The sequence below is a fragment of the Candidatus Flexifilum breve genome, from assembly GCF_016713355.1.
This window is the reverse complement of the sequence record NZ_JADJPI010000004.1, coordinates 692,603-716,318: the sequence shown is the minus strand read 5'-3', so window position 1 is coordinate 716,318 and position 23,716 is coordinate 692,603. Positions and strand designations below refer to the sequence as shown.

24 protein-coding genes, 1 other RNA gene, 1 pseudogene and 1 other annotated feature are annotated in these 23,716 nt (G+C 59.8%); of the genes and pseudogenes, 17 read left to right on the top strand and 9 right to left on the bottom strand.

What is annotated here, in order from left to right:
- Positions 1 to 17: 17 nt before the first annotated feature.
- Positions 18 to 1,820 carry an aspartate--tRNA ligase gene (gene aspS, locus IPK17_RS03970; protein WP_343416368.1) on the top strand — a complete coding sequence of 601 codons (1,803 nt, stop codon included), beginning with the start codon at positions 18 to 20 and terminating at the stop codon, positions 1,818 to 1,820.
- A gap of 58 nt (positions 1,821 to 1,878) precedes the next feature.
- On the opposite strand, the gene IPK17_RS03965 is transcribed toward aspS, so the two are convergent.
- Entirely contained in the window at positions 1,879 to 3,006 is a 1,128-nt protein-coding gene (locus tag IPK17_RS03965) for an FAD-dependent monooxygenase (protein WP_343416367.1), read from the bottom strand.
- 87 nt (positions 3,007 to 3,093) lie between these two features.
- On the opposite strand from IPK17_RS03965, the gene IPK17_RS03960 reads away from it, so the two are divergent.
- Positions 3,094 to 3,669, top strand: coding sequence for a TetR/AcrR family transcriptional regulator (locus IPK17_RS03960; RefSeq protein WP_343416366.1), 576 nt, complete (start codon positions 3,094 to 3,096; stop codon positions 3,667 to 3,669).
- 153 nt (positions 3,670 to 3,822) lie between these two features.
- Here the strand turns inward: IPK17_RS03960 and IPK17_RS03955 are convergent, their stop codons facing one another.
- Positions 3,823 to 4,521, bottom strand: coding sequence for an MIP/aquaporin family protein (locus IPK17_RS03955; RefSeq protein ID WP_343416365.1), 699 nt, complete (start codon positions 4,519 to 4,521; stop codon positions 3,823 to 3,825).
- Between the two features lie 157 nt (positions 4,522 to 4,678).
- Here IPK17_RS03955 and ssrS point away from each other — a divergent pair.
- Positions 4,679 to 4,854: non-coding RNA, 6S RNA (gene ssrS / locus IPK17_RS03950), on the top strand.
- A 137-nt stretch (positions 4,855 to 4,991) separates the two neighbouring features.
- Here ssrS and IPK17_RS03945 read toward each other — a convergent pair.
- On the bottom strand, positions 4,992 to 6,215 hold the full coding sequence (locus tag IPK17_RS03945; RefSeq protein WP_343416364.1) for an LCP family protein: 1,224 nt from the start codon (positions 6,213 to 6,215) through the stop codon (positions 4,992 to 4,994).
- A 61-nt stretch (positions 6,216 to 6,276) separates the two neighbouring features.
- Between IPK17_RS03945 and IPK17_RS03940 the strand changes: the two genes are divergently transcribed.
- Positions 6,277 to 6,516: a lipoyl protein ligase domain-containing protein gene (locus IPK17_RS03940; RefSeq protein ID WP_343416363.1), complete on the top strand. Its 240-nt coding sequence runs from the start codon at positions 6,277 to 6,279 to the stop codon at positions 6,514 to 6,516.
- A complete protein-coding gene (locus tag IPK17_RS03935; protein ID WP_343416362.1) occupies positions 6,473 to 7,081 on the top strand; it encodes a lipoate--protein ligase family protein in 609 nt (202 codons plus the stop codon). Before IPK17_RS03940 ends, IPK17_RS03935 begins: the two co-directional genes overlap by 44 nt.
- On the opposite strand, the gene IPK17_RS03930 is transcribed toward IPK17_RS03935, so the two are convergent.
- A complete protein-coding gene (locus IPK17_RS03930; RefSeq protein ID WP_343416361.1) occupies positions 7,078 to 7,626 on the bottom strand; it encodes a GNAT family N-acetyltransferase in 549 nt (182 codons plus the stop codon). The two genes, IPK17_RS03935 and IPK17_RS03930, sit on opposite strands and share 4 nt — an antisense overlap.
- Positions 7,627 to 7,711: 85 nt before the next feature.
- On the opposite strand from IPK17_RS03930, the gene IPK17_RS03925 reads away from it, so the two are divergent.
- Positions 7,712 to 8,671, top strand: a complete 960-nt coding sequence (locus tag IPK17_RS03925; protein ID WP_343416360.1) for a tyrosine-type recombinase/integrase — start codon at positions 7,712 to 7,714, stop codon at positions 8,669 to 8,671.
- Here the strand turns inward: IPK17_RS03925 and IPK17_RS03920 are convergent.
- On the bottom strand, positions 8,578 to 10,035 hold the full coding sequence (locus IPK17_RS03920) for a class I SAM-dependent rRNA methyltransferase (RefSeq protein WP_343416359.1): 1,458 nt from the start codon (positions 10,033 to 10,035) through the stop codon (positions 8,578 to 8,580). The genes IPK17_RS03925 and IPK17_RS03920 overlap by 94 nt on opposite strands.
- A 166-nt stretch (positions 10,036 to 10,201) precedes the next feature.
- On the opposite strand from IPK17_RS03920, the gene IPK17_RS03915 reads away from it, so the two are divergent.
- Entirely contained in the window at positions 10,202 to 10,633 is a 432-nt protein-coding gene (locus IPK17_RS03915) for a hypothetical protein (RefSeq protein WP_343416358.1), read from the top strand.
- A 25-nt stretch (positions 10,634 to 10,658) separates the two neighbouring features.
- The gene (locus tag IPK17_RS03910; protein ID WP_343416357.1) at positions 10,659 to 11,090 is read left to right on the top strand and encodes a hypothetical protein; all 432 of its coding nucleotides are present in this window, start codon (positions 10,659 to 10,661) and stop codon (positions 11,088 to 11,090) included.
- Here the strand turns inward: IPK17_RS03910 and ligA are convergent.
- From ligA to IPK17_RS03890, 4 genes and pseudogenes are all read right to left on the bottom strand, one after another.
- Complete coding sequence (gene ligA, locus IPK17_RS03905; RefSeq protein ID WP_343416356.1) at positions 11,087 to 13,102, bottom strand: NAD-dependent DNA ligase LigA; 2,016 nt, start codon at positions 13,100 to 13,102, stop codon at positions 11,087 to 11,089. The genes IPK17_RS03910 and ligA overlap by 4 nt on opposite strands.
- Before the next feature lie 9 nt (positions 13,103 to 13,111).
- Complete coding sequence (locus IPK17_RS03900; RefSeq protein WP_343416355.1) at positions 13,112 to 13,696, bottom strand: SH3 domain-containing protein; 585 nt, start codon at positions 13,694 to 13,696, stop codon at positions 13,112 to 13,114.
- Positions 13,693 to 14,991, bottom strand: a complete 1,299-nt coding sequence (gene polX / locus IPK17_RS03895) for a DNA polymerase/3'-5' exonuclease PolX (protein WP_343416589.1) — start codon at positions 14,989 to 14,991, stop codon at positions 13,693 to 13,695. The genes IPK17_RS03900 and polX overlap by 4 nt, the downstream gene beginning before the upstream one ends.
- 83 nt (positions 14,992 to 15,074) lie before the next feature.
- Positions 15,075 to 15,377: pseudogene (locus IPK17_RS03890) on the bottom strand (helix-hairpin-helix domain-containing protein); the annotation flags it as partial.
- A 407-nt stretch (positions 15,378 to 15,784) separates the two neighbouring features.
- On the opposite strand from IPK17_RS03890, the gene IPK17_RS03885 reads away from it, so the two are divergent.
- The 9 genes from IPK17_RS03885 (at position 15,785) to IPK17_RS03845 (ending at position 23,710) form a co-directional block, all read left to right on the top strand.
- A complete protein-coding gene (locus IPK17_RS03885; protein ID WP_343416354.1) occupies positions 15,785 to 16,693 on the top strand; it encodes an aldose epimerase family protein in 909 nt (302 codons plus the stop codon).
- Between the two features lie 3 nt (positions 16,694 to 16,696).
- Positions 16,697 to 17,056, top strand: a complete 360-nt coding sequence (locus tag IPK17_RS03880; protein ID WP_343416353.1) for a type II toxin-antitoxin system PemK/MazF family toxin — start codon at positions 16,697 to 16,699, stop codon at positions 17,054 to 17,056.
- Between the two features lie 50 nt (positions 17,057 to 17,106).
- Positions 17,107 to 17,377: a binding site (T-box leader), on the top strand.
- Positions 17,378 to 17,434: 57 nt separating this feature from the next.
- Positions 17,435 to 18,949, top strand: coding sequence for an anthranilate synthase component I (gene trpE, locus IPK17_RS03875; RefSeq protein ID WP_343416352.1), 1,515 nt, complete (start codon positions 17,435 to 17,437; stop codon positions 18,947 to 18,949).
- Between the two features lie 18 nt (positions 18,950 to 18,967).
- The gene (locus IPK17_RS03870) at positions 18,968 to 19,633 is read left to right on the top strand and encodes a histidine phosphatase family protein (RefSeq protein WP_343416351.1); all 666 of its coding nucleotides are present in this window, start codon (positions 18,968 to 18,970) and stop codon (positions 19,631 to 19,633) included.
- Positions 19,614 to 20,198: an anthranilate synthase component II gene (locus IPK17_RS03865; RefSeq protein ID WP_343416350.1), complete on the top strand. Its 585-nt coding sequence runs from the start codon at positions 19,614 to 19,616 to the stop codon at positions 20,196 to 20,198. The genes IPK17_RS03870 and IPK17_RS03865 overlap by 20 nt, the downstream gene beginning before the upstream one ends.
- 1 nt (position 20,199) lies before the next feature.
- Positions 20,200 to 21,240 carry an anthranilate phosphoribosyltransferase gene (gene trpD / locus IPK17_RS03860; protein WP_343416349.1) on the top strand — a complete coding sequence of 347 codons (1,041 nt, stop codon included), beginning with the start codon at positions 20,200 to 20,202 and terminating at the stop codon, positions 21,238 to 21,240.
- Positions 21,241 to 21,439: 199 nt separating this feature from the next.
- Positions 21,440 to 22,234 carry an indole-3-glycerol phosphate synthase TrpC gene (gene trpC / locus IPK17_RS03855; protein WP_343416348.1) on the top strand — a complete coding sequence of 265 codons (795 nt, stop codon included), beginning with the start codon at positions 21,440 to 21,442 and terminating at the stop codon, positions 22,232 to 22,234.
- On the top strand, positions 22,231 to 22,890 hold the full coding sequence (locus tag IPK17_RS03850) for a phosphoribosylanthranilate isomerase (protein ID WP_343416347.1): 660 nt from the start codon (positions 22,231 to 22,233) through the stop codon (positions 22,888 to 22,890). Before trpC ends, IPK17_RS03850 begins: the two co-directional genes overlap by 4 nt.
- Positions 22,891 to 22,921: 31 nt before the next feature.
- A complete protein-coding gene (locus IPK17_RS03845; RefSeq protein WP_343416346.1) occupies positions 22,922 to 23,710 on the top strand; it encodes a hypothetical protein in 789 nt (262 codons plus the stop codon).
- Positions 23,711 to 23,716: the final 6 nt, after the last annotated feature.

The window sequence follows — 23,716 nt, the reverse complement described above, 5'->3', positions numbered from 1 at the left end:
TTCGCAGGAGCAATTGCATGTTGAAGACACACAACTGCGGCGAGCTGCGTTCCGATCACGCCGGACAGCAGGTCACGCTGGCGGGATGGGTACACCGACGCCGCGATCAAGGTGGTTTGATCTTTATCGATTTGCGCGACCGTTGGGGGATCACGCAGATTGTGGTCGATAAGGCAACGAATCCCGACGCCCACAGCGTCGCGGACAGCGCCCGGTCGGAATACGTCATTCAGGTGACGGGCGCCGTGCGCCAGCGCCCCGCCGGGGCCGAAAATACGGATTTGCCGACGGGTGGGATCGAAATCGTCGGCACCGATATCACGATTTTGAACGCCTCCAAGACGCCGCCATTCCCGATCAACCGCGAGGATTTCGTCGACGACGAGTCGAAGATGGCGTACCGCTACCTGTACCTGCGCCGCCCGGAAATGCAGAGCAATATCGTGCTGCGGCACCGTGTGGTCAAGTTCATGCGCGACTACCTCGACAAGCGCGGGTTTGTCGAAGTCGAAACGCCGATTCTGTTCAAGACGACGCCGGAAGGCGCGCGTGACTTCCTCGTGCCGAGCCGCCTCAACCCCGGTCAGTTCTACGCGCTGCCGCAAAGCCCGCAGCAGTTGAAGCAGCTCCTGATGGTGGCGGGCTACGAACGCTACTTCCAGATCGCGCGCTGCTTCCGTGATGAAGACCTGCGCGGCGACCGCCAGCCGGAATTCACGCAGTTGGATCTGGAAATGAGCTTCGTCCAGCGCGACGACGTCATGGCGATGATCGAGGGCCTGATGACGGCGATTGTCCGCGAAGTGGCGGGCCGTGAACCGAAGTGGACGCCGTTCCCGCGCATCAAGTATGAAGATGCCATGGAAAAGTATGGCTCAGATAAGCCCGATCTCCGGTACGAGCTCGCCGCCGTTGACATCACCGAACTGGCGGGCAAGACGGGCTTCCCGATTTTCGTGAACAACGTCGCGGCGGGCAAGCCGGTCAAGGTGCTGCGCGCGCCGAAGATGGGGCTGCGCAGCGGCATGGCGCTCCGTAAACTGGCCGAAGAACTTGAAGCGCTGGCGCGGTCGGCAGGTGCGAAGGGCTTGGCATGGTTGGCGCTGCCCGAAACCGAAGAGGGCGAAGTTAAGGGGCCGATTGGCAAGTACTTCACCGTTGACCAGAAGCTGGAACTGTTCGCGCAGACCGCCGCCGAACCCGGCGACCTGCTGCTGTTCATCTCCGATGAGCGCGACACGGTATACCGCATCGTCGATACGCTGCGCCGCCATCTGGCCCAGGAACTCAATCTGATCGACCCGGAAGTGCTGGCCTTCGCGTGGATCATCGACTTCCCCGAGTTCTACTGGAACGAGGAAGAGAAGCGCTGGGATCCGTCGCAGCACCTGTTCACCATGCCGATGCCGGAAGACCTGCATCTGCTGGATACCGACCCCGGCAAGGCGCGCGGTTCGCAGTATGACCTCGCGTGCAATGGCTACGAAGTCGCGGGCGGCAGCATCCGCATTCACGATCGCGCCATTCAGGAGAAGATCTTCCCGCTGATCGGGCTGACGCTCGAACAGGCGAAAGAGCAGTTCGGTCACATGCTGGAGGCGTTCGAATTCGGCACGCCGCCGCACGGTGGGCTGGCGTCGGGCGTGGATCGCTTGGTGATGGTGTTGGCGGGTGAGAAGAATATCCGCGAAGTGATCGCCTTCCCCAAAACGCAGCAGGGCGCGGATATTATGGCGAATGCGCCGTCCGAACCCGAGCCGCGGCAGCTCGAAGAACTGCACATCCGCGTGGTGCACCCCGAGCCGAAGAAGCAGCCGTAAAGCGCACGACAACGTGAAATCAAAAGGACGAAGCCGAGCTTCGTCCTTTTTTGTTTGCCTAGTACGTTTTCCGCAGCACAAAATCGAACTGGCGCGCGGTCAGTTGATCGGGGATAGTGCGCATAAACGCATCGCGGAGCGCCACCAACAGCGGATTCTCAAGCTGACCGATGCGCCCAATGGTTCGCGAACGCAGCACCACTTGCCGCGCAAGCGGCATCCGCCGCGCCTGGTATTCCTTGAGCGCCTGTATCGGATCGGATCTGCGAGTCAGGACCTGTCCCAACACAAATGCGTCCTCAATGGCCTGACACGCGCCTTGACCCATATTCGGCGTCGTGGCGTGCGCTGCATCACCGAGGAGCGCCACGCGTCCGTCGACCCAGGTGCTCAGCGGCGGTAAGTCGCCGATATCGTTGTAGAGCACTGCTGCGTCGGGCGTCGCCTCAAGTAACACGGGAATGGGCGCGTGCCATGCCCCGAACAGGCGACGCAGTTCCGCTTTGTGATTCGCGGGCGGTGTGTGCGCGGGTCGATTCGCGGTCGCAAACCAGTACAAGTGCTCGCTGCTGAGCGGCACAATGCCAAAGCGCGCGCCGCGCCCCCACGTCTCGCCCCACATCGACCCGACCTGAGCATGCGCGAAAGGGACGACTCCGCGCCATGCCGCGTACCCTTGATAGACAGGCTGTGCGTCCGCATTCATCTGGGCGCGAACCGCGGAGCGTATGCCATCGGCACCGATCAACACATCAGCGCTGGCGCTTGTGCCATCGGCGAACAACGCGTGGATACCGTCGGCGTCTTGCTGATACGAGGCGATGCGTTTGCCATAGTGGACGACGCCGCCGATTTGCGCCAGCAATCCACGCATGATTTCTTCGCGATGAACAACGATGATTGGCGCGCCGTAGCGCTGTTCGATTGTTCGCGCGTCCAAGGCTGAGATCGTGGTTCCATCCCAGCGGTGAATTGACCCCACGCCACCTGTATAACTCCCGGTGATTGCGGCGTGCGCGCCCAACTGTCGCAGCGCGCGCACGGCGTTTGGCCAGAGCGCGAGCCCGGCACCATCCGCCCGGGCTGTGGGCGACTGCTCGTAGACTGTCACGTCGATGTTGTTATTTTGCAGCGCGAGCGCCGTCGTCAGACCGCCCACCCCACCGCCGATGATGATCGCTTTCATGCCTCAATTGACCTTATATTGGATTTGCCATTGGTTTGAGCATACAATAATCTCGACACTATCGTAAAAATGTTCGATTTTGGACATATGTCTACTTATGAACATGCGCGCCGGCGCACAGAAAACTGGTTGCTGGAGGCCGCACTGACGTGTTTGCTGCGGGATGGTTACGAGCGCCTGACGGTCACCAGCATCGCGGCGGAGGCGAACGTTGGGCGTGGCACATTCTATGCTTATTTCGCGGATGTCGATGCGGTGCTGCTGACGCTCAGCATGCGCGGCTTCTGGCATCTGCAGGCTGATATTCACAGCTTAATGGCGCAGCATGAGTCGCCGGAGAAAGAGATTCGCGCCTGGCAAGCCGCCTTTGAACGGGCGGCTGAACTCAAAGATGTGCTGTTGGTCCTCAATCACCCGAAAGCCGTGCACCTGGCCCAACGTTTTCAAGACGTGATGATCGAAGGCTTCAAACAATCGCTGGCGACGAATGCTTTCTTATACCCAAGGTGGATGGATTTGCCCGTTGAGGTCATGGCGACGTTTAGCGCAGGAGCGGTGCTCGCCGTGTTACGCAAATGGTTAGCGGGAGAACTGGCTTACAGCCCCGAGGAGATGGCGCATATGGTCTACCGGATGCTGTATCACAGCGCACCGCCCGGATAGGGGCAGGCGGGCGGCGCGGTTGAGTGCCATTATTGGGCCACGATCAAGAAGGTGCTTAAGCAGTTGACTGCCCGTGAAGCGCAGCGGCTGCCAACACCTTCCAGATCGAGTGTGCTTGGTAGATAGGCGACCTGCCTAGCTACCGCCGCTGCTTTAGCTTTGTTCCGGGGTGGCCTGCGGACGGAACAGCGCCATGTGCAGCAGACCGGCGACCGCGCCGCCGAGCAGTTGACCGACGAGGTACGGAATCACATAGCTGATGTCGCCGCCGCCGATCAACGCCGGGCCGAAAGTGCGCGCCGGGTTGAGCGACGCGCCCGTGTACACGCCGCCCGCGAAGATGCTGCCCGCCAGCGTCAAGCCGATAGCGAGGGCTTCGAGATTGTTCAGCTTGCCGAAGACCGCCGCCTGATAGACCGCGCTCACCAGGAAGAACGTCAGCACCGCTTCGAAAGCGCCCGCCGTCCACACTTGACTGGTGGTGAGCGCGCCGACCGTTTGCCCGAGGTTGAGCACGTCGCTGCCTTCCGCGAGCGGAGCCTGCGCCGTTCCGATTAACAGGCTGAGGACGAGCGCCGCGACGATGCCGCCAACTAACTGCGCTACCCAGTAGAAGATCGCCTTGTCGAGCGTGATTTGCCGCCCGACGAGCAGACCGAGCGTCACCGCCGGGTTGACGTGCGCGCCGGAAATGCGCCCGTACATCAAAATGATGCCCACGAGGATCAAGCCGTGGGCCAGCGCCGCCGCGACGAGACCGTTACCGGTCGCCACGACCGCCGCGCCGACGAACACGAGGGTAAACGTCCCTAAAAATTCTGCAATCGCACCCTTTAACAGCGAATCATTCATCGAAAGAGCTCCTGTATACCAGTCACATGCTAGGTTGATTATAGGGGGCTGGCGTACAGGCCGCAAAGCCTGTCGAACACTGGATAAGGACATATTTAAAGACTTTGTGAAGACCTGCATTTACCCTTTACAGCCCTGTAGGCGACTGGTATAAAGATGATACCTGCTGTGTTCGTGATGTCGCGCCGGGTTTTGAGCCAACACCCCTTTATGGGGAGTCGGGTTCTAGAAGCAAGGTGATAGGCTCGCGTAGCCAAGACCTCATAGCTAGCAAGACTCCCACCTGCGAAAGCAGGTTCAAAACATCGCAACACACGGCATAGCGGGCTTACTTGACACCAAAAGGCGACCAACTTGGTCGCCTTTTTTGCTGCCCGTTGGGGCGTCCCGAACTTATTCCCCACGTGAGTTATGGATAACAGTTCTCTGACCCCCCTCGCCTCCCTCAGGGCCCGGCTTGCAAAACCTCCCTAGCTGACTTTATTCCCCGCTCCAAAGACCTCGGTGAGCAGGTCGGCGAGGAGTGCGCGGTTGGGCACGAGCACCTGCGCGCCTTCCGGCGTGGTGTAACCCATGACATAGTCAATGCCGATCACACCCGTCTCGATGCTGTCCAACGGTACATCTTTCAAGTACAGGCCAAGCTGAATCAGTTCGTCGAGCGACAGATCCGTCGAGATATCCTGACTGAGCGAACCGTAGAGGGATGGCGCTTGCACCAGTAAGCCGGGGATCGCGTTCTCGCTGAGCACCTTGTCCCGCACCGCGAACAAGACCTGCTGTTGGCGTTCGGCGCGCTGAAAATCGCTGTCGCCGTGCCGGGTGCGGGCGTATTTCAGCGCGGTGTAGCCGTCCATGTGCTGCAAGCCGGGATTGAGCACCAGCGGATCGTAACCATCGTACATATCGGGGAACTGGTAATCGGCGATCGGATGCGGCACGTTGATGTCCACGCCGCCGATGGCATCGACCAGTGTGGTGACTGCTTCGAAATCGACCACCACGTAATGCTGCACGCGGATGCCGAAATTGTATTCCACGGTTTGCATAGCGAGTTCGGGGCCGCCGCCCGCGCCGTTGTATTCGCCCAGCACCATCGGCGTGTTGATGCGCTGCAGCGCGCTGTAACCCGGCACATTCACATACAGGTCGCGTGGAATGCTGAGAATGCCGACTGAGTTGGTCGCCGGATCGATGCTGACAAGCATCATGGTGTCGGTGCGGTAGCCCAAGCCCGTGTAACCGGGACGGCGATCCAGCCCCATGACGAGCACCGTGAGACGTGATGAGCCGTTCCACGCGTTATAGCCGACGGCATCGGCGACGAGCGTGGGCAGCGCAGTAGCGACGGGCGCGCGCGTGGGCAGGAGCGCTGGGTCGTAGTGAATACGCGCGTCGACCGCGGTCGGCAGTGCCGCGATATCAATCGGCGTCGGGGTGATGGCAGGCGCTTCAGCGCTCAACACCAGCACCGTCCCGATGCCAAATACCGCCAGCAGCGCGATCACCGTGCAGACCGCGCCGAAGATCAACCCGGTGCGGCGGGGTGGGGCGGGCGGTGGCGGATTATTCACATAGCTGACCGGGACATGCTTGCGCGGCAGGGGAATGGTCGGCGCGGGAATATCCGCCGCGACATTCAGGTTCACCTGCGTGTGTTCAAGGTCGTTGGTCGTAGGAGGTAAATCACTCATCGGTTAAAATCTCCGTTCACAAACCTTAGTATACGGGTGAGTGCCTGTGGAGCAATGGCGTTTGATCTACGATCCCCCTACGCGTGGGGCGCGCAATATGGCCGTCGACGAGGCGATTCTCACCGCAGTCGCAGCAGGCGGTGTGCCGCCAACCCTGCGCTTTTACCAGTGGAAACCGGCCTGTTTGTCGCTGGGCTATGGGCAGCGGGCGCGGGAAGCTGACGGGAGCGCGTTTGCGGGAGCGCGGGTGGGATATTGTGCGGCGGCCAACCGGCGGGCGCGCGATTTTGCATCGCCATGAGCTGACGTACAGTCTCGCGCTGCCGATTGACCACCCGATTGCGGTAGGCGGCATCATTGAGAGCTACCGCCGCATCAGTGACGCGCTGTTGAGCGGGCTGCGCGCGCTCGGCTTGCAGGCGAACGCCGACCGCATGACCGACGATGCGCACCTCACGCCCGTGTGCTTTGAGACACCTTCCCATTACGAGATCACGTTTGACGGCAAAAAGCTGATCGGCAGCGCGCAGGTGCGGCGCAAAGGTGGCATGCTGCAGCATGGATCGCTGCCGCTCACCGGAGATATCGCCGATATCTGCGACGTCCTCGTGTATCCCGACGAGGCGGCACGCGCGGCAGCCAAGCTCGATGTACGCGCGCATGCCACGACACTGGTCGATGGGCTGTGCGGCGGCGTCGGCTGCCCGCCGCTCAAGTCGCTGCTCGTCGAGCATATCAGCGCGGCGTTTGGCGTCGATTTTCTGGCGCGCCTGACTTCTCGTGACCTTACGCCCGACGAATTGGCGCACGCCGAACAGCTCGAACGCGAAATCTACGGCTCTGACGAGTGGACATTTCGCCGCTAGAGATGCTTGGTCTCGAATTCCTCGCGTGTCATCCCGTAGATCAGTGCGTCATGGTGCTGTCCCTGCGTGAAGATCATGCGCCGCAAGCGGCCTTCCAGCGTGAAGCCAAAATGCTCATGCATGCGCATTGATGGCTCGTTGAAGGCGAAAACCTCCGCGTTGACTTTCTGGTAACCGCGTTCGTGGAAGAAGTAGCGGAAGAGGATGCGCAGCGCGTCGCTGGCGTAGCCCTTGCGTCGGTGGTTAGCATCGATGAAGAAGCCGTAGCTGAATGTGCCATTACGCCGGTTGACCGTATGGGTGTTGAGTGAACCGACGACCACATCGTCGAGGGTGGCGATGGTGAAGCGGAAAATGTCCCCTTCACCCGTGACGCGCGCCTGACTCTGTACCCATTCACGGCGGGAGGTGGTCGACGTGGGAAACCAGATCTCGTAATCCATGCGCGAACCGTCGGTGTCCTGCTCCCACGCAAAATAGTGTTCAAAGTCGGACTCTTCGACGCCGCGCAAACGCACCCGCTCACCGTGAAAAATGTTGCCCATGTTGGATTGTTCCTGTCGGTTGTCTTGACGAACTAAAAGGCTTTGTGTTACCTTGAAATTAGAATAGATGTGCGTAAGGACTGGTATGTCTGACGTTCGCCAACTCCCCATGTTTCCGGCGCAGCCGCAGTCGGAGGATGACCTCAATCGCCACACGACGCTGAAAGACACGATCGCGCTGTTTCAACGCTTCCTGCTGCGCGAGGGCAAGTCGCAGCACACGCTCAAAGCGTTCACCGCCGATATGGGCGTGTTCAGCGAGTTTGCGGGCGACGAGGCCGCGGTTGGTTCATTCAGCACGGAGCGGCTCAACGAATTTCTGCACTGGATGCAGCACGAACGCGGCGTTCCGTGCAGCCAGAAGACCTATGCCCGGCGCGTAACCACGCTCAAAGTGTACTTCAAATGGCTCAATGCGATCCATGTGCTGGAAGTTGATCCGGCGCGGGCGGTGCTGCAAGTGCCGCAGGCTGCACCGCTGGCCGTCGTGCTGACGCCGGAAGAGGTTGACGAGGTGCTGGCGTTCGCGGCCAGTCTGCGGCGCGGCGACAAGCCGGATGCCCGCCCGGAAACGTTGTTCCGCCTGCTGCTGGAAACGGGCATCAAGAAGAATGAGACGCTCAGCCTGACGCCCGCCATGCTCGACCGGAGCGCCAACCCGCCCACAATCACCGTGCGGCATAAGAGCCAGAAAGACGTTTACAAAGAGCGCATCATCGAGGTCAGCCCGGCATGGCTGAGCGTGCTCGACGAATACCTCGGCGCGTATCTGCCCAAAGACGTGATTTTCAACTGTTCGCCGCGGACGCTGGAATATGTGCTGGAAGACCTGAGCGCCGTCGTGCCGATGAAGATCTCGTTTGAGATGATGCGCTGGACCTGTGCCGTGCGCGACTTCCGCGCCGGACTCGCTCCTGACGCATCTGCGCGACAAGCTCGGCTTGAGCGATATCACGTGGAACGATACCTACAAACGTATTCAGAAGCTGGCCGCGGAACAGATCGCGCGGGAGCGGTAGTGGGAACGAGGACCGTTCTTGTGTAGGGATGCGATTTATCGCGTCTGCTGCTCTTGAAAAGGGAAACTGTGGACGCCATCAAGAAGGGGTCTAAAAAAAGGCGCACAGTTGTCTTGATGAGAGGGTTTTTGTAGGGACAAGGCATGCCCTGTCCTCTGTATCCTTCGGAGGCATGCCTCGTCCCTTCGAAAAAGGTGTGTTCTAAAACACCCGTACCAGCAGCCCCTTGAGATATTCGCCTTCGGGGAACGTGAGTGCCACGGGGTGATCCTCCGCTTGGCTCAGATAGCGTACGATTTGCCCCTGCCGCCCCGGAATCCGCCAGCGCACCAAACACGATCTTCTGGAACAGGTCACGCGTGATCGCCCCCGAGCACGAGAACGTGAGCAGATAGCCACCCGGCGCGATCACCTTGAACGCATTCAGATTGATGTCCTTGTAGCCGCGCGCGGCTTTGTCGACCTGCTGCGCGTTGTGCGCAAATTTCGGCGGGTCGAGCACCACGACGTCATACTGGATTTTGCGATCCACCGTGTCGCGCAGATATTCGAACACGTCCGCCTGGATGAATTCGACTTTGGATTCAGGAAACCCGTTGAGCTCGTAGATTTTCTCGGCGAGTTCGAGCACCTCGAACGAGGCATCGACGTTGGTGACTGTGCCCGCGTGGGAAAGGCCGAACCCGCCCGTGTAGCTGAACAGGTTGAGCAGGCGCAGCGACTCCCACTTGGGATCGGTCGACAGGAAATCGGAGAGCATGAGCTGGTTATCGCGCTGGTCGAGGTAGGTTCCGGTTTTGTGGCCCTTGCGCACATCGATAAACTCGATTCGCTTTTCGACTGCCACGCTGATGAGTTCGGGCGGTTCTTCGCCCCACAGCACGCCGGTCACTTCCTGCAAGCCTTCTTTGAAGCGGACATCCACATCGCTGCGCTCGAAAATGCCCTTCGGCTTGAGCAGATCGGCGAGGATGGTCGCGATCTCCTGCTTGCGCTGGTCGATGCCGAGCGTCAAGGCTTGCAATACGAGCCAGTCGCCGTAGCGATCGACAATCAGTCCGGGCAGGTAGTCATTCTCGGCGTTGATCAGCCGCTGCGCGCCGCCGCTGACGGCCAGCGGACGACGGCTCGCGACCGAGCGCGCGATCATCTTGGCCCACCACTCCCCGTCGATAACTTCGTCGTGCCAGGTGAGGAGTCGGACCTGAATCTGCGATTTTGGGTTCCAGTAGCCGCGCGCGAGGAACTTGCCTTTGCTGGAGACCACATCGACGATATCGCCGGGGGCGGGACGGCCTTTCAACTCATCAATGGCGCCAGAAAAGACCCACGGATGCTGATTAATGATCGGTTTTTCCCGGTCGGCTTTGATGACGATACGCGCTGACATAGACGGCCTTTGCTTAGACATGCGAATGAATTTGCATTGTATCACAGGGCGGGTAGGCACAGGTGGCTAGGCGAAATCCACCTATCCTACCTAGCCGTTCGGCGGATTTCTTACGTTGAACTTGGACGTATAGTGATTACGAATTTGTTATACAAAGGTTCGACCTATGCCGCTGACGACATCCTGGCTCTTAGACAAGCGTGTTATCTACCTCTCGATTACGGACGCGGTGTCGAATGCTGACATCGAAGACATCCTCGATACGCAGTATCAACAATATGTGGACGGGATTGGCCCGGTGCATATGATCATCGATCTTGATCCCCAGACCGTGATCATGCCGTCTCTGATGCAGGCCCGGCAGCGGGCGTTTGGCGCTTTGAACAACAAAGTCGGCTGGACGGTGGTCGTTAATGCGTCCACGCGCCTGATTCCGTTCACCGTGTCGCTGCTCAAACAGCTTAACAACATCCATGAGTACAAGAATGCCCGGACAGTCGACGAAGCCGTCGAGTTTTTGACCACGAACGATCCGTCACTCGCCTTCGCCGTAGGTACTGCCCTCGATTGGGCGGATGCACGCATTCGCGAAGCCTAAAGACCGTTTAGATTGAGGAAGCAACATGCCGATTGAAGCGACCTGGATGGTCGAAAAGCGGGTCGTGTATTTTCACGCCTATGGGCAGGTGACCGGGGCGGATGTCGCGGCAGTCAAAGAGCTGCAGCTGCGCAACCATGATGAGGGGCTAGCACCGGTGCATACCATCGTCGATGTCCATTCCCCATCGATCAAGATTCCGTCCATTGCGCAGCTGCGCCAGTTTGGGTATACGTCCATGCATCCCAATACCGGGTGGATGCTGCTGCTTGGCAGCGAAAAGAGTGTTGTCACCTTTGGTGTGTCGGTGATCATTCAGATGGTCGGGTCCGATCACTTGAAGGTTGTGAAATCGATTCCCGAAATCGTCGAATTTCTGAACCACAACGACCGTACCCTGCACCTCACGGTCGACGAGGTGCAGGACTACATTGACAGCCGCAAGGTCGCGACTTAACCGCCGATCAAGCCGCGCAGTTCATCCTCGCTGATGATGGGCACGCCGAGCTTGGCGGCTTTTTCCGCTTTGCTCCCCGGCGAATCGCCCAGCAGCACGTAGCTGGTTTTCTTGCTCACACTCCCGCTGATTTTGCCGCCGTGCGCCATGATCAGCTCTTCCGCCTGCTCACGGGTGAGCGTGGGCAGCGTTCCCGTCAGCACAAACGTCATTCCGGCTAACTGGTCGCCCGCCGCGATCCGTTCCTCGGCGCGCATGTTAACACCCGCTGTGATCAACTTATCCAACACGGCCCGGTGATACGGGTCGGCAAACCACTCCACTATCCCACGCGCCAGCACCTCACCGATGCCTTCGACGGCGTCCACTTCTTCGAGGGTGGCCGTCAGTAACCGATCCATCGAGCCGAAGGCCGCGGCGAGGTCAGCGGCGACGGTGCTGCCCACGCCTTCCACGCCGAGCGCGGTTAGCACGCGCTCAAACGGGCGGGTTTTCGCGGTCTCGATAGAGGCCAGCAGCTTTTGCACCTTTTTGTCGGCAAAGCCTTCCAATTCCAGCAGTTGATCGGCGCGCAGGGCGAAGATATCGGCCTCGTCGTGGATCAGTCCCTTGTCGATCAGCGTTTTGACGGTCTGCGAGCCCATACCGTCGATATCCAGCGCGCCGCGTGAGACGAAGAATTCGACCTGCCGCAAGATGCGTTCCGGGCAGTGGAGATTCGGGCAGTAGAAATCGACGCCCCCCTCGGGACGGATGATCGGCGTGCTGCAGAAGGGACAGTGCGCGGGCGGTTGGATGGCCTGCTCGGTGCCATCCCGCAGGGCGACGACCGGCGCGGTCACGTTGGGGATCACGTCCCCCATGCGTTTGACGACGACTGTATCGCCGACGCGAATATCCAGCGCGGCGACGATGTCGTAGTTGTGCAGTGTCGCATTGCTGATGGTCGTGCCGCCGACGAACACGGGCTCCAACTGCGCGTTGGGAATCACACGGCCGGTGCGGCCAATGCTCACCACATGGCGGAGCAGCTTAGTCGTGCCTTCCTGCGCGGGGAATTTATAGGCGGTCGCGCCGCGTGGGTCTTTTCCCACAACGCCGAGCTCTCCGGCGACGCGCAGGTCGTTCACCTTGATGACGACGCCATCAATTTCGAAATCGAGTGTGTTTCTGCGGGATTCCCACGCGGGTATCTGCTGGATAACGTCGGATAACGTTGGATACAGCGCACTGTTCGGCGGGGTCTGAAACCCCATATCCCGCAGGTAATCCAGCATATCCCACTGTTTATCCAGCGTGATTCCCACAAGCTCGACGATCTGGTAGAGGAACGCGGTTAGCGGTCGAGTGGCGGTGATGCGGGAATCTTTTTGCTTGAGCGCGCCGGACGCCGCATTGCGCGCATTGATGAACACGGGCAGCCCCGCGGCGGCCTGCCGCTCGTTGAGCGCGTCAAAATCCCGTTTGAGGAACATGACTTCGCCGCGCACGACCAATCTCTGCGGGGCGGGCTTGCCGTTAGGGTGCGCGGGAATGCGCAGCGGCACGGTGCGAATCGTCTTGATGTTGGGTGTAACCACATCACCGATTTCGCCGTTGCCGCGCGTCGCTGCCTGCGTGAGCACGCCGTTCTCGTAGGTGAGCACAACGGTCAGGCCGTCCAGCTTGGGTTCGACGGTATAGGCCAACTGTGTCCCGGCGGGCAGCAACCGCAAATTGCGTTCTTCCCACGCGCGGACTTCATCGGCGTTGTAGACGTTGGATAAACTCAGAATCGGCGCGGGATGCCGGACTTTGGGAAAGTCTTCCGAGACATCGCTGCCGGAACGCTGCGTCGGCGAATCCGGCGTGATGAGTTCGGGATGCGCCTTCTCTAGTTCAACCAACTCGTTATAAAGCCGATCAAATTCGCCGTCGGTGATGACGGGATCGCTCAGCACATAGTAGCGATAGCTGTGGTAATGCAGTTGCTCGCGCAGTTCATGGGCGCGTTGATTGACATCGACCGACATGTTCCTCTCCTACGGCTGTGCAATCAGATAATCGACGGCGGCCCAGCCGCTGCGCGTCGGGTCGTTGGGGTCTTCGATCTTCCACCACGTGATATCACTGGCTTGTTCCGGCCCGCTGATCACGCGGAAGAGGGCATTTTGCTCCGCCTGAAACAGAATCGTTTGGTCGAGGCCGGGCGCTTCGCGCACGTTCAACCCGTCCGCGTCATTGCGCACGGTCACGCCGACGGCGATGGTCAGCGGCGTTGGCGTGAAGATAATCGGCTGGAGCGTCGGCCCTTCGAGCGCGAACTCTGGTACGGGGATGGTTGTGCCACCCGCCACACTGCCTTGTGGGATAGCGGTGGGATTCGGCGTGACGGTTGCCAGCGAGGGCAGGGGCGTCTCGGTCGGCACGGCGGTGATGATCACCACGCGGGGATCGCCGCTGGCGGGAGTCCCGCCGCCGAGCGTGATCAACAATGTCACCAGCGCGACGACGATGGCGATCACAATCAGCAGCATAGCCGCAATCGACCACGCGGGCAGGTAGAGGCCGCTGGTCTTCCGATCCGGTCGCTTGCGCCGGTTTTCCGGCATCTGGACATGACTCATGCTTTCCCCCTCCCGGCAATCCACTGCTCAAACGTGGCGAGCGGCCACGTGTTGATGACGTTAGCGGCGGTCAACCAGGCGCGCCGTGCGGTCGTGATGCCGTAGCGCAGGTTATCCATGTCGGCCTCGCTGTGCGCATCCGTGTCGATGGCGATCCAGATGCCCATCTCGGCGGCGCGGCGGGCGAGCGACGCTTCGAGATCCAGGCGGTGCGGGTTGGCGTTGATTTCCAGCGCTATCCCACTCTCTTTCGCCGCGGCGAAGACGGCGTCCATGTCGAGATCGGCGGGGTCGCGCTCGTTGACCAACTGCCCGCGCGGATGCCCGATCAGATCGACGTGCGGGTTGCGAATCGCGTTGAGCAGCCGTGCGGTGACCTGTTCGCGCGGTTGGCGCAAACCCACATGCAGTGACGCGACGACAAAATCTAACTCGGCCAGCACATCATCCGGGTAGTCGAGGTCACCATCCGCTTTGATCTCCAATTCGACGCCGTGAAACACGCGGAACGGACGCAGCTCGGCATCCACGCGGCGAATTTCCTCGCGCTGGGCCAGCAGGCGTTCGACCGAAAGGCCGTTAGCAATGGTCGCGTTTTTCGAGTGGTCGGTGATGCAGATGTATTCGCGTCCCCGTTTGATCGCTGCCTCCGCCATCTCGCGGATCGAGAGCTTGCCGTCGCTCCACGTGGTGTGCATGTGCAGATCGGCACGGATGTCGTTGATCGTGATGAGTGTGGGGATTTTCTTCGCCTGCGCCGCTTCGATCTCGCCCCAATCCTCGCGGATTTCGGGCGGCACCCATTGCAAACCTAGGAATTCGTACAGGGCTTCTTCGCTGTCGAACAGCAGAGGATCGCCGCCATTGACCGGCGTCAGCGCGTGTTCGTTGAGCGAATAGCCTTGTTGCAGCGCGAGTTCGCGCGTGTGAATGTTGTGCGCCTGCGACCCGCCGAAATACTGAATCGCTGTACCCCAACGCTCTGGCGCGAGCACGCGCAGATCGACTTGCAGGCCGCTGTGCGTTTCAATGCTGCTCTTGGTGTCGCCGTGACCGAGCACGCGCGAGACTTCCGGCAGCGTGACAAACGTATCCATGATCGGCTTGGCGTCGTAGCTGGCGACCAGCAGATCGACATCGCCGATGGTCGGCTTGCCGCGGCGAATGCTCCCGGCGATTTCACCCTTGAGCACACCCGGTAGCGCCATGAGGCGGCTGAGAATCGATTCGGCGGTGGGCAGCGCGTCGCCAAGGCGGATGCGGGTATTGGCCGCGCGCCGCTTGTAGGATTCGATGCCTTCGAGGATTTTGGCTTCGATTTCGCGCCCATGCCCGCCATATCCCGCAGCTTGCCTTCGGTCGCGGCGGTTTCCAACGCTTCGAGCGTGGTGATGCCCGCATCCCAGAACTGCTTGGCTTTCTTTGGGCCAACGCCGTTGACGTGGAGAATGTCGACCACGCCGGGCGGCACTTCTTCGGCGAGGCGATTATAGAATTCCAACTGTCCCGTTTCGAGGATTTCGGTCAGCTTTTCCGCGATGATCTTGCCGACGAAGGGAATGGTTTCCAGTTCCCCATCGGCGGCAATCGCCCGCAGGTCGCGCGGAAGTTCGCGCACTGCGCCCGCGACGTTACGGTAGGCCATGACACGGTGAATGATTTCACCTTTGATTTGCAGCATATCGGCAATCGTATCGAACAAGTCCGCAATCTCGCGGTTGGTCAGCGCCATTTGTCCCTGCCTATTAGAACCTCTGTTCAGGAATAATTATACTTCATGAGCGAATTCGGGGAAAGCATGCCGCAACTTTCGTCCGATCTTCGTGTGGTTTAGGGATTGCTTGCCTTGCCCATTTGCAGCGGACGCAATGAATTGCGTCCCTACACTAACACCGCCTTCTCGTAGGGACGCGATTTATCGCGTCCGCCAAATCCCACAACCAACTTGTAACCCGTGTTTAGGGTGTTTTGTGCATTTGCCAATGCCCCTTACCGCCTACAACTGGACTGTTGTGGGTTCCGCGCTCTTTCCCCTGAAATCGGGTATGCTAGACGGTATTGGGTCAGCGCATGGAGAGGACGCAGAACGTGAACGTCGTCGCACTGGAAAACGAATTCTGGCAGGTGGGGATTTTACCGGAAACCGGCGCGTCGACCGCGTATGGGCGGGTGCGGGTGGGCGAAGACTGGGTCGACCTCATGCGCCCGACTGCGCCCGAGGACTATGGCAATTCGAGCAAGGCGGCGAACTTCATCATGCTGCCGTGGTGCAACCGCATCCGCGACGGCGTGCTGCGTTTCAACGGACAGACCTACCAGATGCGCACCGAGAAAGACGATGGCACGGCGCGGCACGGCGATGTGCGCAAGCGCGGGTGGCAGGTGGAAAGCCAGAGCTACCGCCATGTCTACCTGACGATCAGCTCGGCGGACTATGCCGACATGAATTACCCGTTCAAGTTTTCGGCGCGGGCGGAATACGCGCTGGAAGGGCGGGATTTTGTGTGGCGGCTGACGCTCAAAAACGAGGACACGCGACCGATGCCGGGCGGCTTCGGTTTCCACCCGTATTTCGTGCGCCCGGAGGCGGAGCCCAAGGTGATGGTTCCCTGTGAGCAGCAGTTCAACCTCGTGAACTATCTCGCGGAGGGTGGCCCCGTCCTGCTGACCAATCGCCTCAATTTTCAGCAGCCGCGCGCGTTGGGCAACGACGAGATCAACGACGTGCTGACTGGGCGCGTGGTCGATGCCCCCGCCTTTATGCAGTTCCCCTCGGCGAACGTTGGTTTGCTCATGCGCGCCGACCCGATCTACCGCCACCTGCTTCTGTATGCGCCCGTCGGACAGCCGTTCTTCGCGCTCGAACCCATGACCAACGTCAACGATGGGTTCAATCTGTTGGCGCGGGGCATTGACGAATCCGGTGTGTTCACGCTGCAACCGGGTGAATCGCAGGCGGGCGAAGTGCGGCTCGAAATGGTGGCGACGCCGGAATGAGTTTTGCCTGCCGATCATGTCCCTATTCAGCAAGGGGACATCTATTGGATATCCAATCTTGATGGATTTGAGTCGGGGATAGCCCATCCCTATGTCATCGTGCAGGCGACGGTCTTAAACAACAGTCGTATACCAACGGTAGTGGCCTGCGCCTTGACGTCGAATCTGAAGCGCGTAAGTCTGCCGGGGAATGTGCTGCTTGAGGCTGGGGAAGCCAATCTGCCCAAGTCTAGCGTGGTCGAAGTCTCCAAAGTATCAATTGTGCTCAAAACCGAACTTGGCGACTATCTCGGCACATTAGGCGAAGAACGGGTTGAGCAAATTCTGGCGGGCATGCGCTTTGTCCAATTCACTTTTGAATAACTTGACACGTTTTCGGAATGTCGTTATGCTGTTGCGCAATTACACATAGGACAACAGCGTCGATCCAGACGAGTACACATCAAAGCGGTGTCACAGAGAGTCGCCCACAGCTGAGAGGGCGGTACACGCGCAGATGTCGAATGGACTGGGGAGCTGTGACGGCGAACAGGCTTAATCCTAAGTAGCGGTCACCGGGAGAGCGCACCCGTTATCAAGGCGCGGAGTATCGGCAGTAATGCCCGTACTCTTGAGAGTGGTCGCTTTCGCCTCGGCAAAGCGGCAAACAAGGTGGCACCACGGGAACCCCTTCTCGTCCTTGACGCGGGAAGGGGTTTTTATTTGCGTCGGCGACGACGCGAAAGAGTGGAGACACCAACCATGACCTTGACGTATCCGCAAGTCCGTTCCGACATCCTGCCCAGCCGCGAGCAAGTCCATACCTTGTTCGGGCAAGGCGATCTTGTCCCCGTGTACAAAACGCAGCTCGCCGATCTCGAAACGCCCGTGTCCGTCTATCTCAAGCTCACGCAGATGGGAGAAGTCTCCTTCCTGCTGGAAAGCGTGGAAGGCGGCGAACAGGTCGGGCGCTATTCGTTCCTCGGCGTCAACCCCAAGGGCGTGATCACCGTGAAAGACGGCGTGATGACGCGCACCTATCACGGCGAAACCGAGACGCGCCCGCTGGCCGCCGGCGAAGATCCGCTGCATGTGGTTGAGCGCGAGTTCACCCGTGTGACGCCCGTGCGCCTCGAAGGGCTGCCGCGGTTCGTCGGCGGCGCGGTCGGCAACCTCGCCTATGACATCGTGCGCTACTTCGAACGCCTGCCCACCACAGCGCGGCGCGAACTCGACGTGCCGGATCTCGCCTTCATGCTGATTGACACGCTCGTGATCTTCGACCACGCCAAGCACCAGTTGATCGTGCTGGCGAACGCGCACAACGAGGGCGATGCCGACGCCGCCTACGATGATGCCGTACGCCGCATTGACGAGATTGTGGCTGCACTGCGTCAGCCGCTCGTGCTGCCGCAGGAAAACCCCGCTCCCGTGGATGAAGAGCTGCAATCGACCATGACGCGCCAGCAGTTCGAAGAAGGTGTGCTCAAGGCGAAGGAGTACATCGCCGCGGGTGACGCCTTCCAGATCGTGCTGAGCCAGCGCCTGAGCCGCAAGACGACCGCCTCGCCGCTCACGATTTACCGCGCACTGCGGGCGACCAACCCGTCGCCGTACATGTTCCTGCTGCGCTTCAGCGAAGAGTTCACGCTGGTTGGCGCGTCGCCCGAGATGATGGTGCGCCTCGAAGATGGCATCGCCACGACGCGCCCGATTGCCGGATCGCGTCCGCGGGGTCGCGACGAGGCCGACGATAAGCGTCTTGAAGCCGAACTGCTGGCCGATCCCAAAGAAGTCGCCGAACACATCATGCTGGTGGATTTGGGGCGCAACGACCTCGGGCGCGTGTGCGAATACGGCACGGTCAAGGTGACTGATATGAAGTACATCGAACGCTACAGCCACATCATGCACATCGTCAGCAACGTGCAGGGCAATCTGCGCGCGGGCATGAACGCTTTTGATCTGCTGCGGGCGACGCTCCCGGCGGGCACGCTCAGTGGCGCGCCCAAAGTCCGCGCGATGGAGATCATCGAAGAGTTGGAAGGCACGCGGCGCGGGGTGTACGGTGGGGCGGTCGGCTACTTCAGCTTTGACGGCTCGATGGACACCTGCATCACCATCCGCGCGGCGCTCATTCAGCGCGACATGATTTACATTCAGGCAGGTGCGGGTTTGGTGGCGGATAGTGTACCATCGACGGAGTTTGAAGAATCGCTCCATAAGGCGCGCGCGATGATCCTGACCATTCGCCGCGCTGAACAGGGCTTACTCTAAAGGGGACAGGTTTAAATCATGGCAGTCGAGCGCATCATTTTCATTCGTCCGGGCGAAACCGATTGGAACAAGCTGGAACGCTGGCAGGGATGGGTTGCTGTCCCGCTGAACGAACATGGTCGGCAGCAGTCCGAAGCATTGGCGCGCTTTATGCGGTCGATTGGCATGACGGCGTTGTACACCAGCGATCTGAAGCGGGCGCTGCAAACAGCGGAAATTCTGGCGCGGTTCAGCGCGTTTGAACTGATCCCGGATGAACGCCTGCGCGAACGCAATATCGGCTTGTGGCAGGGGCTGACGCTCGACGAAATGCGCAAATGGTACGCGGACGAATACGCGGCCATGCTCAAAGACGCGGACACCTACCGTATACCCGGTGGCGAATCGCGCGAGGATGTGCGGGTGCGCATGAAGGCGGCGTTTGCCGATGTGCTGGCCCAGGCGAAGGGCGAAACCGTCGGCATCCTCACGCATACGACAGCGCTCAAGGTGTTGATGGAAGACCTGTTCCCCGGTTACAACCCACTGGCGGTGAATCTCGGCAATACGTCGGTGACTACCATGCGGCGCAGCGGTGACAGTTGGAAACTTGTCGCAGTCGATGACTGCTTACATCTCGAAGGCTTGCGGACTTCCGCAGTAACTGAACTAGAGGCGAAACAACATGATCCTCGTGATCGATAACTACGACAGCTTTACCTATAACCTCGTGCAGTATCTGGGCGAAATGGGCGCGGATTTACGCGTCGTCCGCAATGATCAGATCACGCTCGACGAGATTCACGCGCTCAACCCGTCGCATATCGTGATTTCCCCCGGCCCCGGCGATCCCGACGACGCGGGCATCTCGCTGGACGTAATCCGCGAATTTGGCGCGACCACGCCGATCCTCGGCGTGTGCCTCGGGCATCAGAGCATCGGGCAGGCTTATGGCGGCGTGGTCAAGCGCGCAGGCAAGCTGATGCACGGCAAGACCAGCCAGATTCAGCATAATGGCGACCTGCTGTTCGCAGGGCTGCCCAGCCCGTTTGAGGCGACGCGCTACCACAGCCTGATTGTTGAGGAGAGCACGCTGCCCGACGCGCTGCAAGTCACCGCTTATGCGGACAGCGGCGAGATCATGGCGATGCGGCACAAGGAACACCCGGTCTACGGCGTGCAGTTCCACCCGGAGAGCATTTTGACGGAAGGCGGCAAGCGCCTGCTCCAGAATTTCCTCGAAGTCCGCGTGCCGGAACAGGCGGTCTAGCATGGATATTCAAAAGGCCATCGACATCGTCAGCAAGTTCGGTCACTTGCAGCCGGATGAAGCCGAACTGGTGATGAACCAGATCATGAGCGGCGGCGCGACCGAAGCTCAGATCGCCGCGTACCTGATGGGCTTGCGCATGAAGGGCGAAACGCGCGACGAGATCACCGGGAGCGCGCGGGCGATGCGGGCGAACGCGCACCGCGTGCCGATCAGCGTGGACGGCGAACTGCTCGATACGTGCGGCACCGGCGGCGATAAGAGCGGGACGTTCAACATCAGCACGACGGTCGCGTTTGTGGCGGCGGGCGCGGGCGTGCGCGTCGCCAAGCATGGTAACCGGGCGGCGTCGAGCAAGTGCGGCAGCGCCGATGTGCTGGCGCAGTTGGGCGTCAACCTCGATTTGACGCCGGAGCAGGTGGGCCAGTGCGTGGATCAGGTCGGCATCGGCTTCCTGTTCGCGGCCAAGCTGCACCCGGCGATGAAGTACGCCATCGGCGTGCGCCGTGAGCTGAGCCTGCGAACGATCTTCAACATCCTCGGCCCGCTCACGAATCCGGCGGGCGCGCAGCGGCAGTTGATGGGCGTGTTCGCGCCGGATCTGACCGATCTGCTGGCGCACGTGCTTGGCGAACTCGGCTCGACCTCAGCGCTGGTGGTGTGCGGCTACGGCAACCTTGACGAGCTGACGACGACCGGGCCGAATCACATCAGCCACCTGCGCGACGGCAAAGTGACAACCTATGACATCAACCCGGAAGACTACGGCTTCCGGGGCGCGCACATCTCCGAACTGCTCGGCGGTGATGCGCCGACTAACGCGGCGATTCTGCGCGGTATCTTGAGCGGCGAAATCACGGATGCGAAGCGCGATGTGGTGCTGCTCAACGCGGCGGCGGCGCTGGTGGCGGCGGGCACGGCAGCGGATTTGTCGGACGGGCTGGCGCAGGCAGCGCAGGTGATCGACAGCGGCGCGGCGCTCGGCAAGCTGGACGCGTTGATTGCGCACAGCCAGACGTTCGCATCACAGACGGTGGCGTAAAGACTGTTAACCACAGAGAGCACAGAGAACACAGAGGATCGGACAAAAAGATGTGAACCGCAGAGAACGCCAAGAGCGCAGAGAAAGTAGCGTGTTTTGATTAAGCAGCAAGGATACTCTGCGACTCCATAATTCAGCTTTCTACTCTGTGTTCTCCGTGTTCTCTGTGGTTCATCATCTTTTCAATCAAGGGACGAGTATGTTCGTCAAGACGGATACGATTCTAGACAAAATTCTGGCGCGGAAAGTTGAAGAGGTGGACGCAGATCGGGCGCGGCTGTCGGAGATGATCGCGGCGGCGCAGGTCGCGCCGCCTCCGAAGCCGTTTGCGGCGGGTTTACGACGTGAGACGGTGGCGTTGATCGCGGAGATCAAGAAGGCGTCGCCGAGCAAAGGCGTGCTGATCGAGGACTTTGATCCAGTGGCGTTAGGCGAAATCTACGCGGTCAATGGCGCGGCGGCGATCTCGATCCTCACCGATCAGGACTTCTTTCAAGGCCACATGGATTACCTGCGGGCGGTTCGGGCAGTCGTTGCGACGCCCATTTTGCGCAAAGAGTTTATCGTTGATGCGTATCAGGTCTACGAGGGGCGGGCAGCGGGCGCAGACGCGATCCTGCTGATCGTCGCGGCGCTGGAAGATGCGCACATGGCTGACCTGCACGCGCTGATCGAATCGTTGGGGATGGCGGCGCTGGTCGAAGTCCACAACGAGACCGAACTGGAACGCGCGCTGAAGATCGGCGCGACGCTGATCGGTGTGAATAACCGTGACCTCAAGACCTTCCGCGAAGACCTGAACACGACCGGGCGGATCGCCAAGCGGGTGCCGCCGGAAGTGACGCTGGTCGCAGAGAGCGCGATCCGCTCGCTGGAGGATGTCCAGCGGATGGCGGAACTCGGCGCGCACGCGATTCTGGTTGGCGAAGGGCTGGTCAAAGCGGGTAAGATCGCCGAACAAGTGCGGTTATTCAGCAGTGTGGGGCGACCATGACGATAGTCAAGATTTGCGGGATCACGACGTTGGAAGACGCGTTAGTCGCGGCGGAAGCGGGCGCGGATATGCTCGGCTTGAACTTCTTCAAGAAGAGCGCGCGTTACATCGAACCGGCGGCGGCGCGAGAACTGACGACGGCACTGCGCACGCAGCTCGGCGCGGCGACCCCGCTGCTGGTGGGCGTGTTCGTCAACGATATTGTGAGCCGCATTTCCGTGACGATGGAGCAGGTGGGGTTGAACTTCGCGCAGTTGAGCGGCGACGAGTCGTTTGAGATGCTGCGCGAGATGCGCGGCATCGCGTTCAAGGCGATTCGCCCACGCAGCAAAGCCGAAGCGTTGGACGATGTGAGCTACTACGGGCAGTTTCCGCTGACGAACACGCGCATCCCGTCGATTTTGCTGGACGCCTATAAGGCCGGTGAGTTCGGCGGTACCGGGCAGTCGATTGCCGACGAGATCGCGGTCGCCGTCAACGCCATCAGTACGCGGCTGATGCTGGCGGGCGGACTCACGCCGGAGAACGTGGGCGAGCGCGTCAAGGCGGTGCAGCCGTGGGGCGTGGATGTCGCCAGCGGCGTGGAAGGCGATCAACCGGGACGCAAAGATCCCGCGAAGGTGCGGGCGTTCATTGGGGAAGCGCACAAATTCTGATTGCATCAAATGTTTGGGACGAGCTGACATTATGCAAATTGAGGATGTGGATGTTATTGCGCCTCAGTACATTGAGGTCTATCAAAAGGAATGTCAAGCAATCTATTGGCGGTTATGGGCAATTCATAACGAGTTGTTCATTCTCGAAAAGATTGAGAGTTTTCCATTTGACCTGTTTACAGCTGTTCCTAGGCGAACTTTCTGGAAACTAATTAAACGAGCTCTTATCGAATCAATCATCGTTAACTTGTGGACATTGGTTGCAGAACAAGATGGCTTATTCGCTCTGCAAGTTTTCCAGAATCGCATAATGACAAAATTCAAGCGACCAGATATTGATGTTAGTGTAGACGAGTACCTAAAAAAGCAACTGAGGCGAGTTGATTTCAAATCACGTTCGAAGCAGGTTGCCATGAAAATCAATGAAATTCGCAATCGCTATATCGCCCATATGGACTATCCAACCCATATAGACCCTTCTAGTGTCGTAGAGTTGAAGGGCTTGGCGCTCAATATTGCTGAGATCAAAGAGGTTCACCAAACTGCGTATGAGTTGTTTCAAGTCCTATGGTTTGGAAATTATCCGGTACTGGACGAGTGGGAATATGCACCCAGACCGAACGCACCGAATTTCATTACTGACGTGGAAATCCTGCTGAGTTTCGTCGCCAGTCGAAGTTCGTTATTTGCTCAAAGTGACTTCGCAGTTGATGATAAGCTTCGAGACGAACGCCTTAATGAGCTAACAGAAGAACAAATACAAATGTTCAACGAATGGGCTGAGAAGATCCGACTCGCTAGAATTCCAACTGCGAGATAGAGGGAA

Bases quoted from the DNA above. Each gene is read 5' to 3' on its own strand.
- IPK17_RS03870 (WP_343416351.1), top strand. From the start codon at position 18,968: ATGGCAGTCGAGCGCATCATTTTCATTCGTCCGGGCGAAACCGATTGG.
- aspS (WP_343416368.1), top strand. From the start codon at position 18: ATGTTGAAGACACACAACTGCGGCGAGCTGCGTTCCGATCACGCCGGA.
- trpC (WP_343416348.1), top strand. From the start codon at position 21,440: ATGTTCGTCAAGACGGATACGATTCTAGACAAAATTCTGGCGCGGAAA.
- trpE (WP_343416352.1), top strand. From the start codon at position 17,435: ATGACCTTGACGTATCCGCAAGTCCGTTCCGACATCCTGCCCAGCCGC.
- IPK17_RS03915 (WP_343416358.1), top strand. From the start codon at position 10,202: ATGCCGCTGACGACATCCTGGCTCTTAGACAAGCGTGTTATCTACCTC.
- IPK17_RS03920 (WP_343416359.1), bottom strand. From the start codon at position 10,035: ATGTCAGCGCGTATCGTCATCAAAGCCGACCGGGAAAAACCGATCATT.
- IPK17_RS03930 (WP_343416361.1), bottom strand. From the start codon at position 7,626: ATGGGCAACATTTTTCACGGTGAGCGGGTGCGTTTGCGCGGCGTCGAA.
- IPK17_RS03865 (WP_343416350.1), top strand. From the start codon at position 19,614: ATGATCCTCGTGATCGATAACTACGACAGCTTTACCTATAACCTCGTG.
- IPK17_RS03965 (WP_343416367.1), bottom strand. From the start codon at position 3,006: ATGAAAGCGATCATCATCGGCGGTGGGGTGGGCGGTCTGACGACGGCG.
- ligA (WP_343416356.1), bottom strand. From the start codon at position 13,102: ATGTCGGTCGATGTCAATCAACGCGCCCATGAACTGCGCGAGCAACTG.
- IPK17_RS03955 (WP_343416365.1), bottom strand. From the start codon at position 4,521: ATGAATGATTCGCTGTTAAAGGGTGCGATTGCAGAATTTTTAGGGACG.
- IPK17_RS03910 (WP_343416357.1), top strand. From the start codon at position 10,659: ATGCCGATTGAAGCGACCTGGATGGTCGAAAAGCGGGTCGTGTATTTT.
- IPK17_RS03900 (WP_343416355.1), bottom strand. From the start codon at position 13,696: ATGAGTCATGTCCAGATGCCGGAAAACCGGCGCAAGCGACCGGATCGG.
- trpD (WP_343416349.1), top strand. From the start codon at position 20,200: ATGGATATTCAAAAGGCCATCGACATCGTCAGCAAGTTCGGTCACTTG.
- IPK17_RS03925 (WP_343416360.1), top strand. From the start codon at position 7,712: ATGTCTGACGTTCGCCAACTCCCCATGTTTCCGGCGCAGCCGCAGTCG.
- IPK17_RS03850 (WP_343416347.1), top strand. From the start codon at position 22,231: ATGACGATAGTCAAGATTTGCGGGATCACGACGTTGGAAGACGCGTTA.
- IPK17_RS03845 (WP_343416346.1), top strand. From the start codon at position 22,922: ATGCAAATTGAGGATGTGGATGTTATTGCGCCTCAGTACATTGAGGTC.
- IPK17_RS03945 (WP_343416364.1), bottom strand. From the start codon at position 6,215: ATGAGTGATTTACCTCCTACGACCAACGACCTTGAACACACGCAGGTG.
- IPK17_RS03960 (WP_343416366.1), top strand. From the start codon at position 3,094: ATGTCTACTTATGAACATGCGCGCCGGCGCACAGAAAACTGGTTGCTG.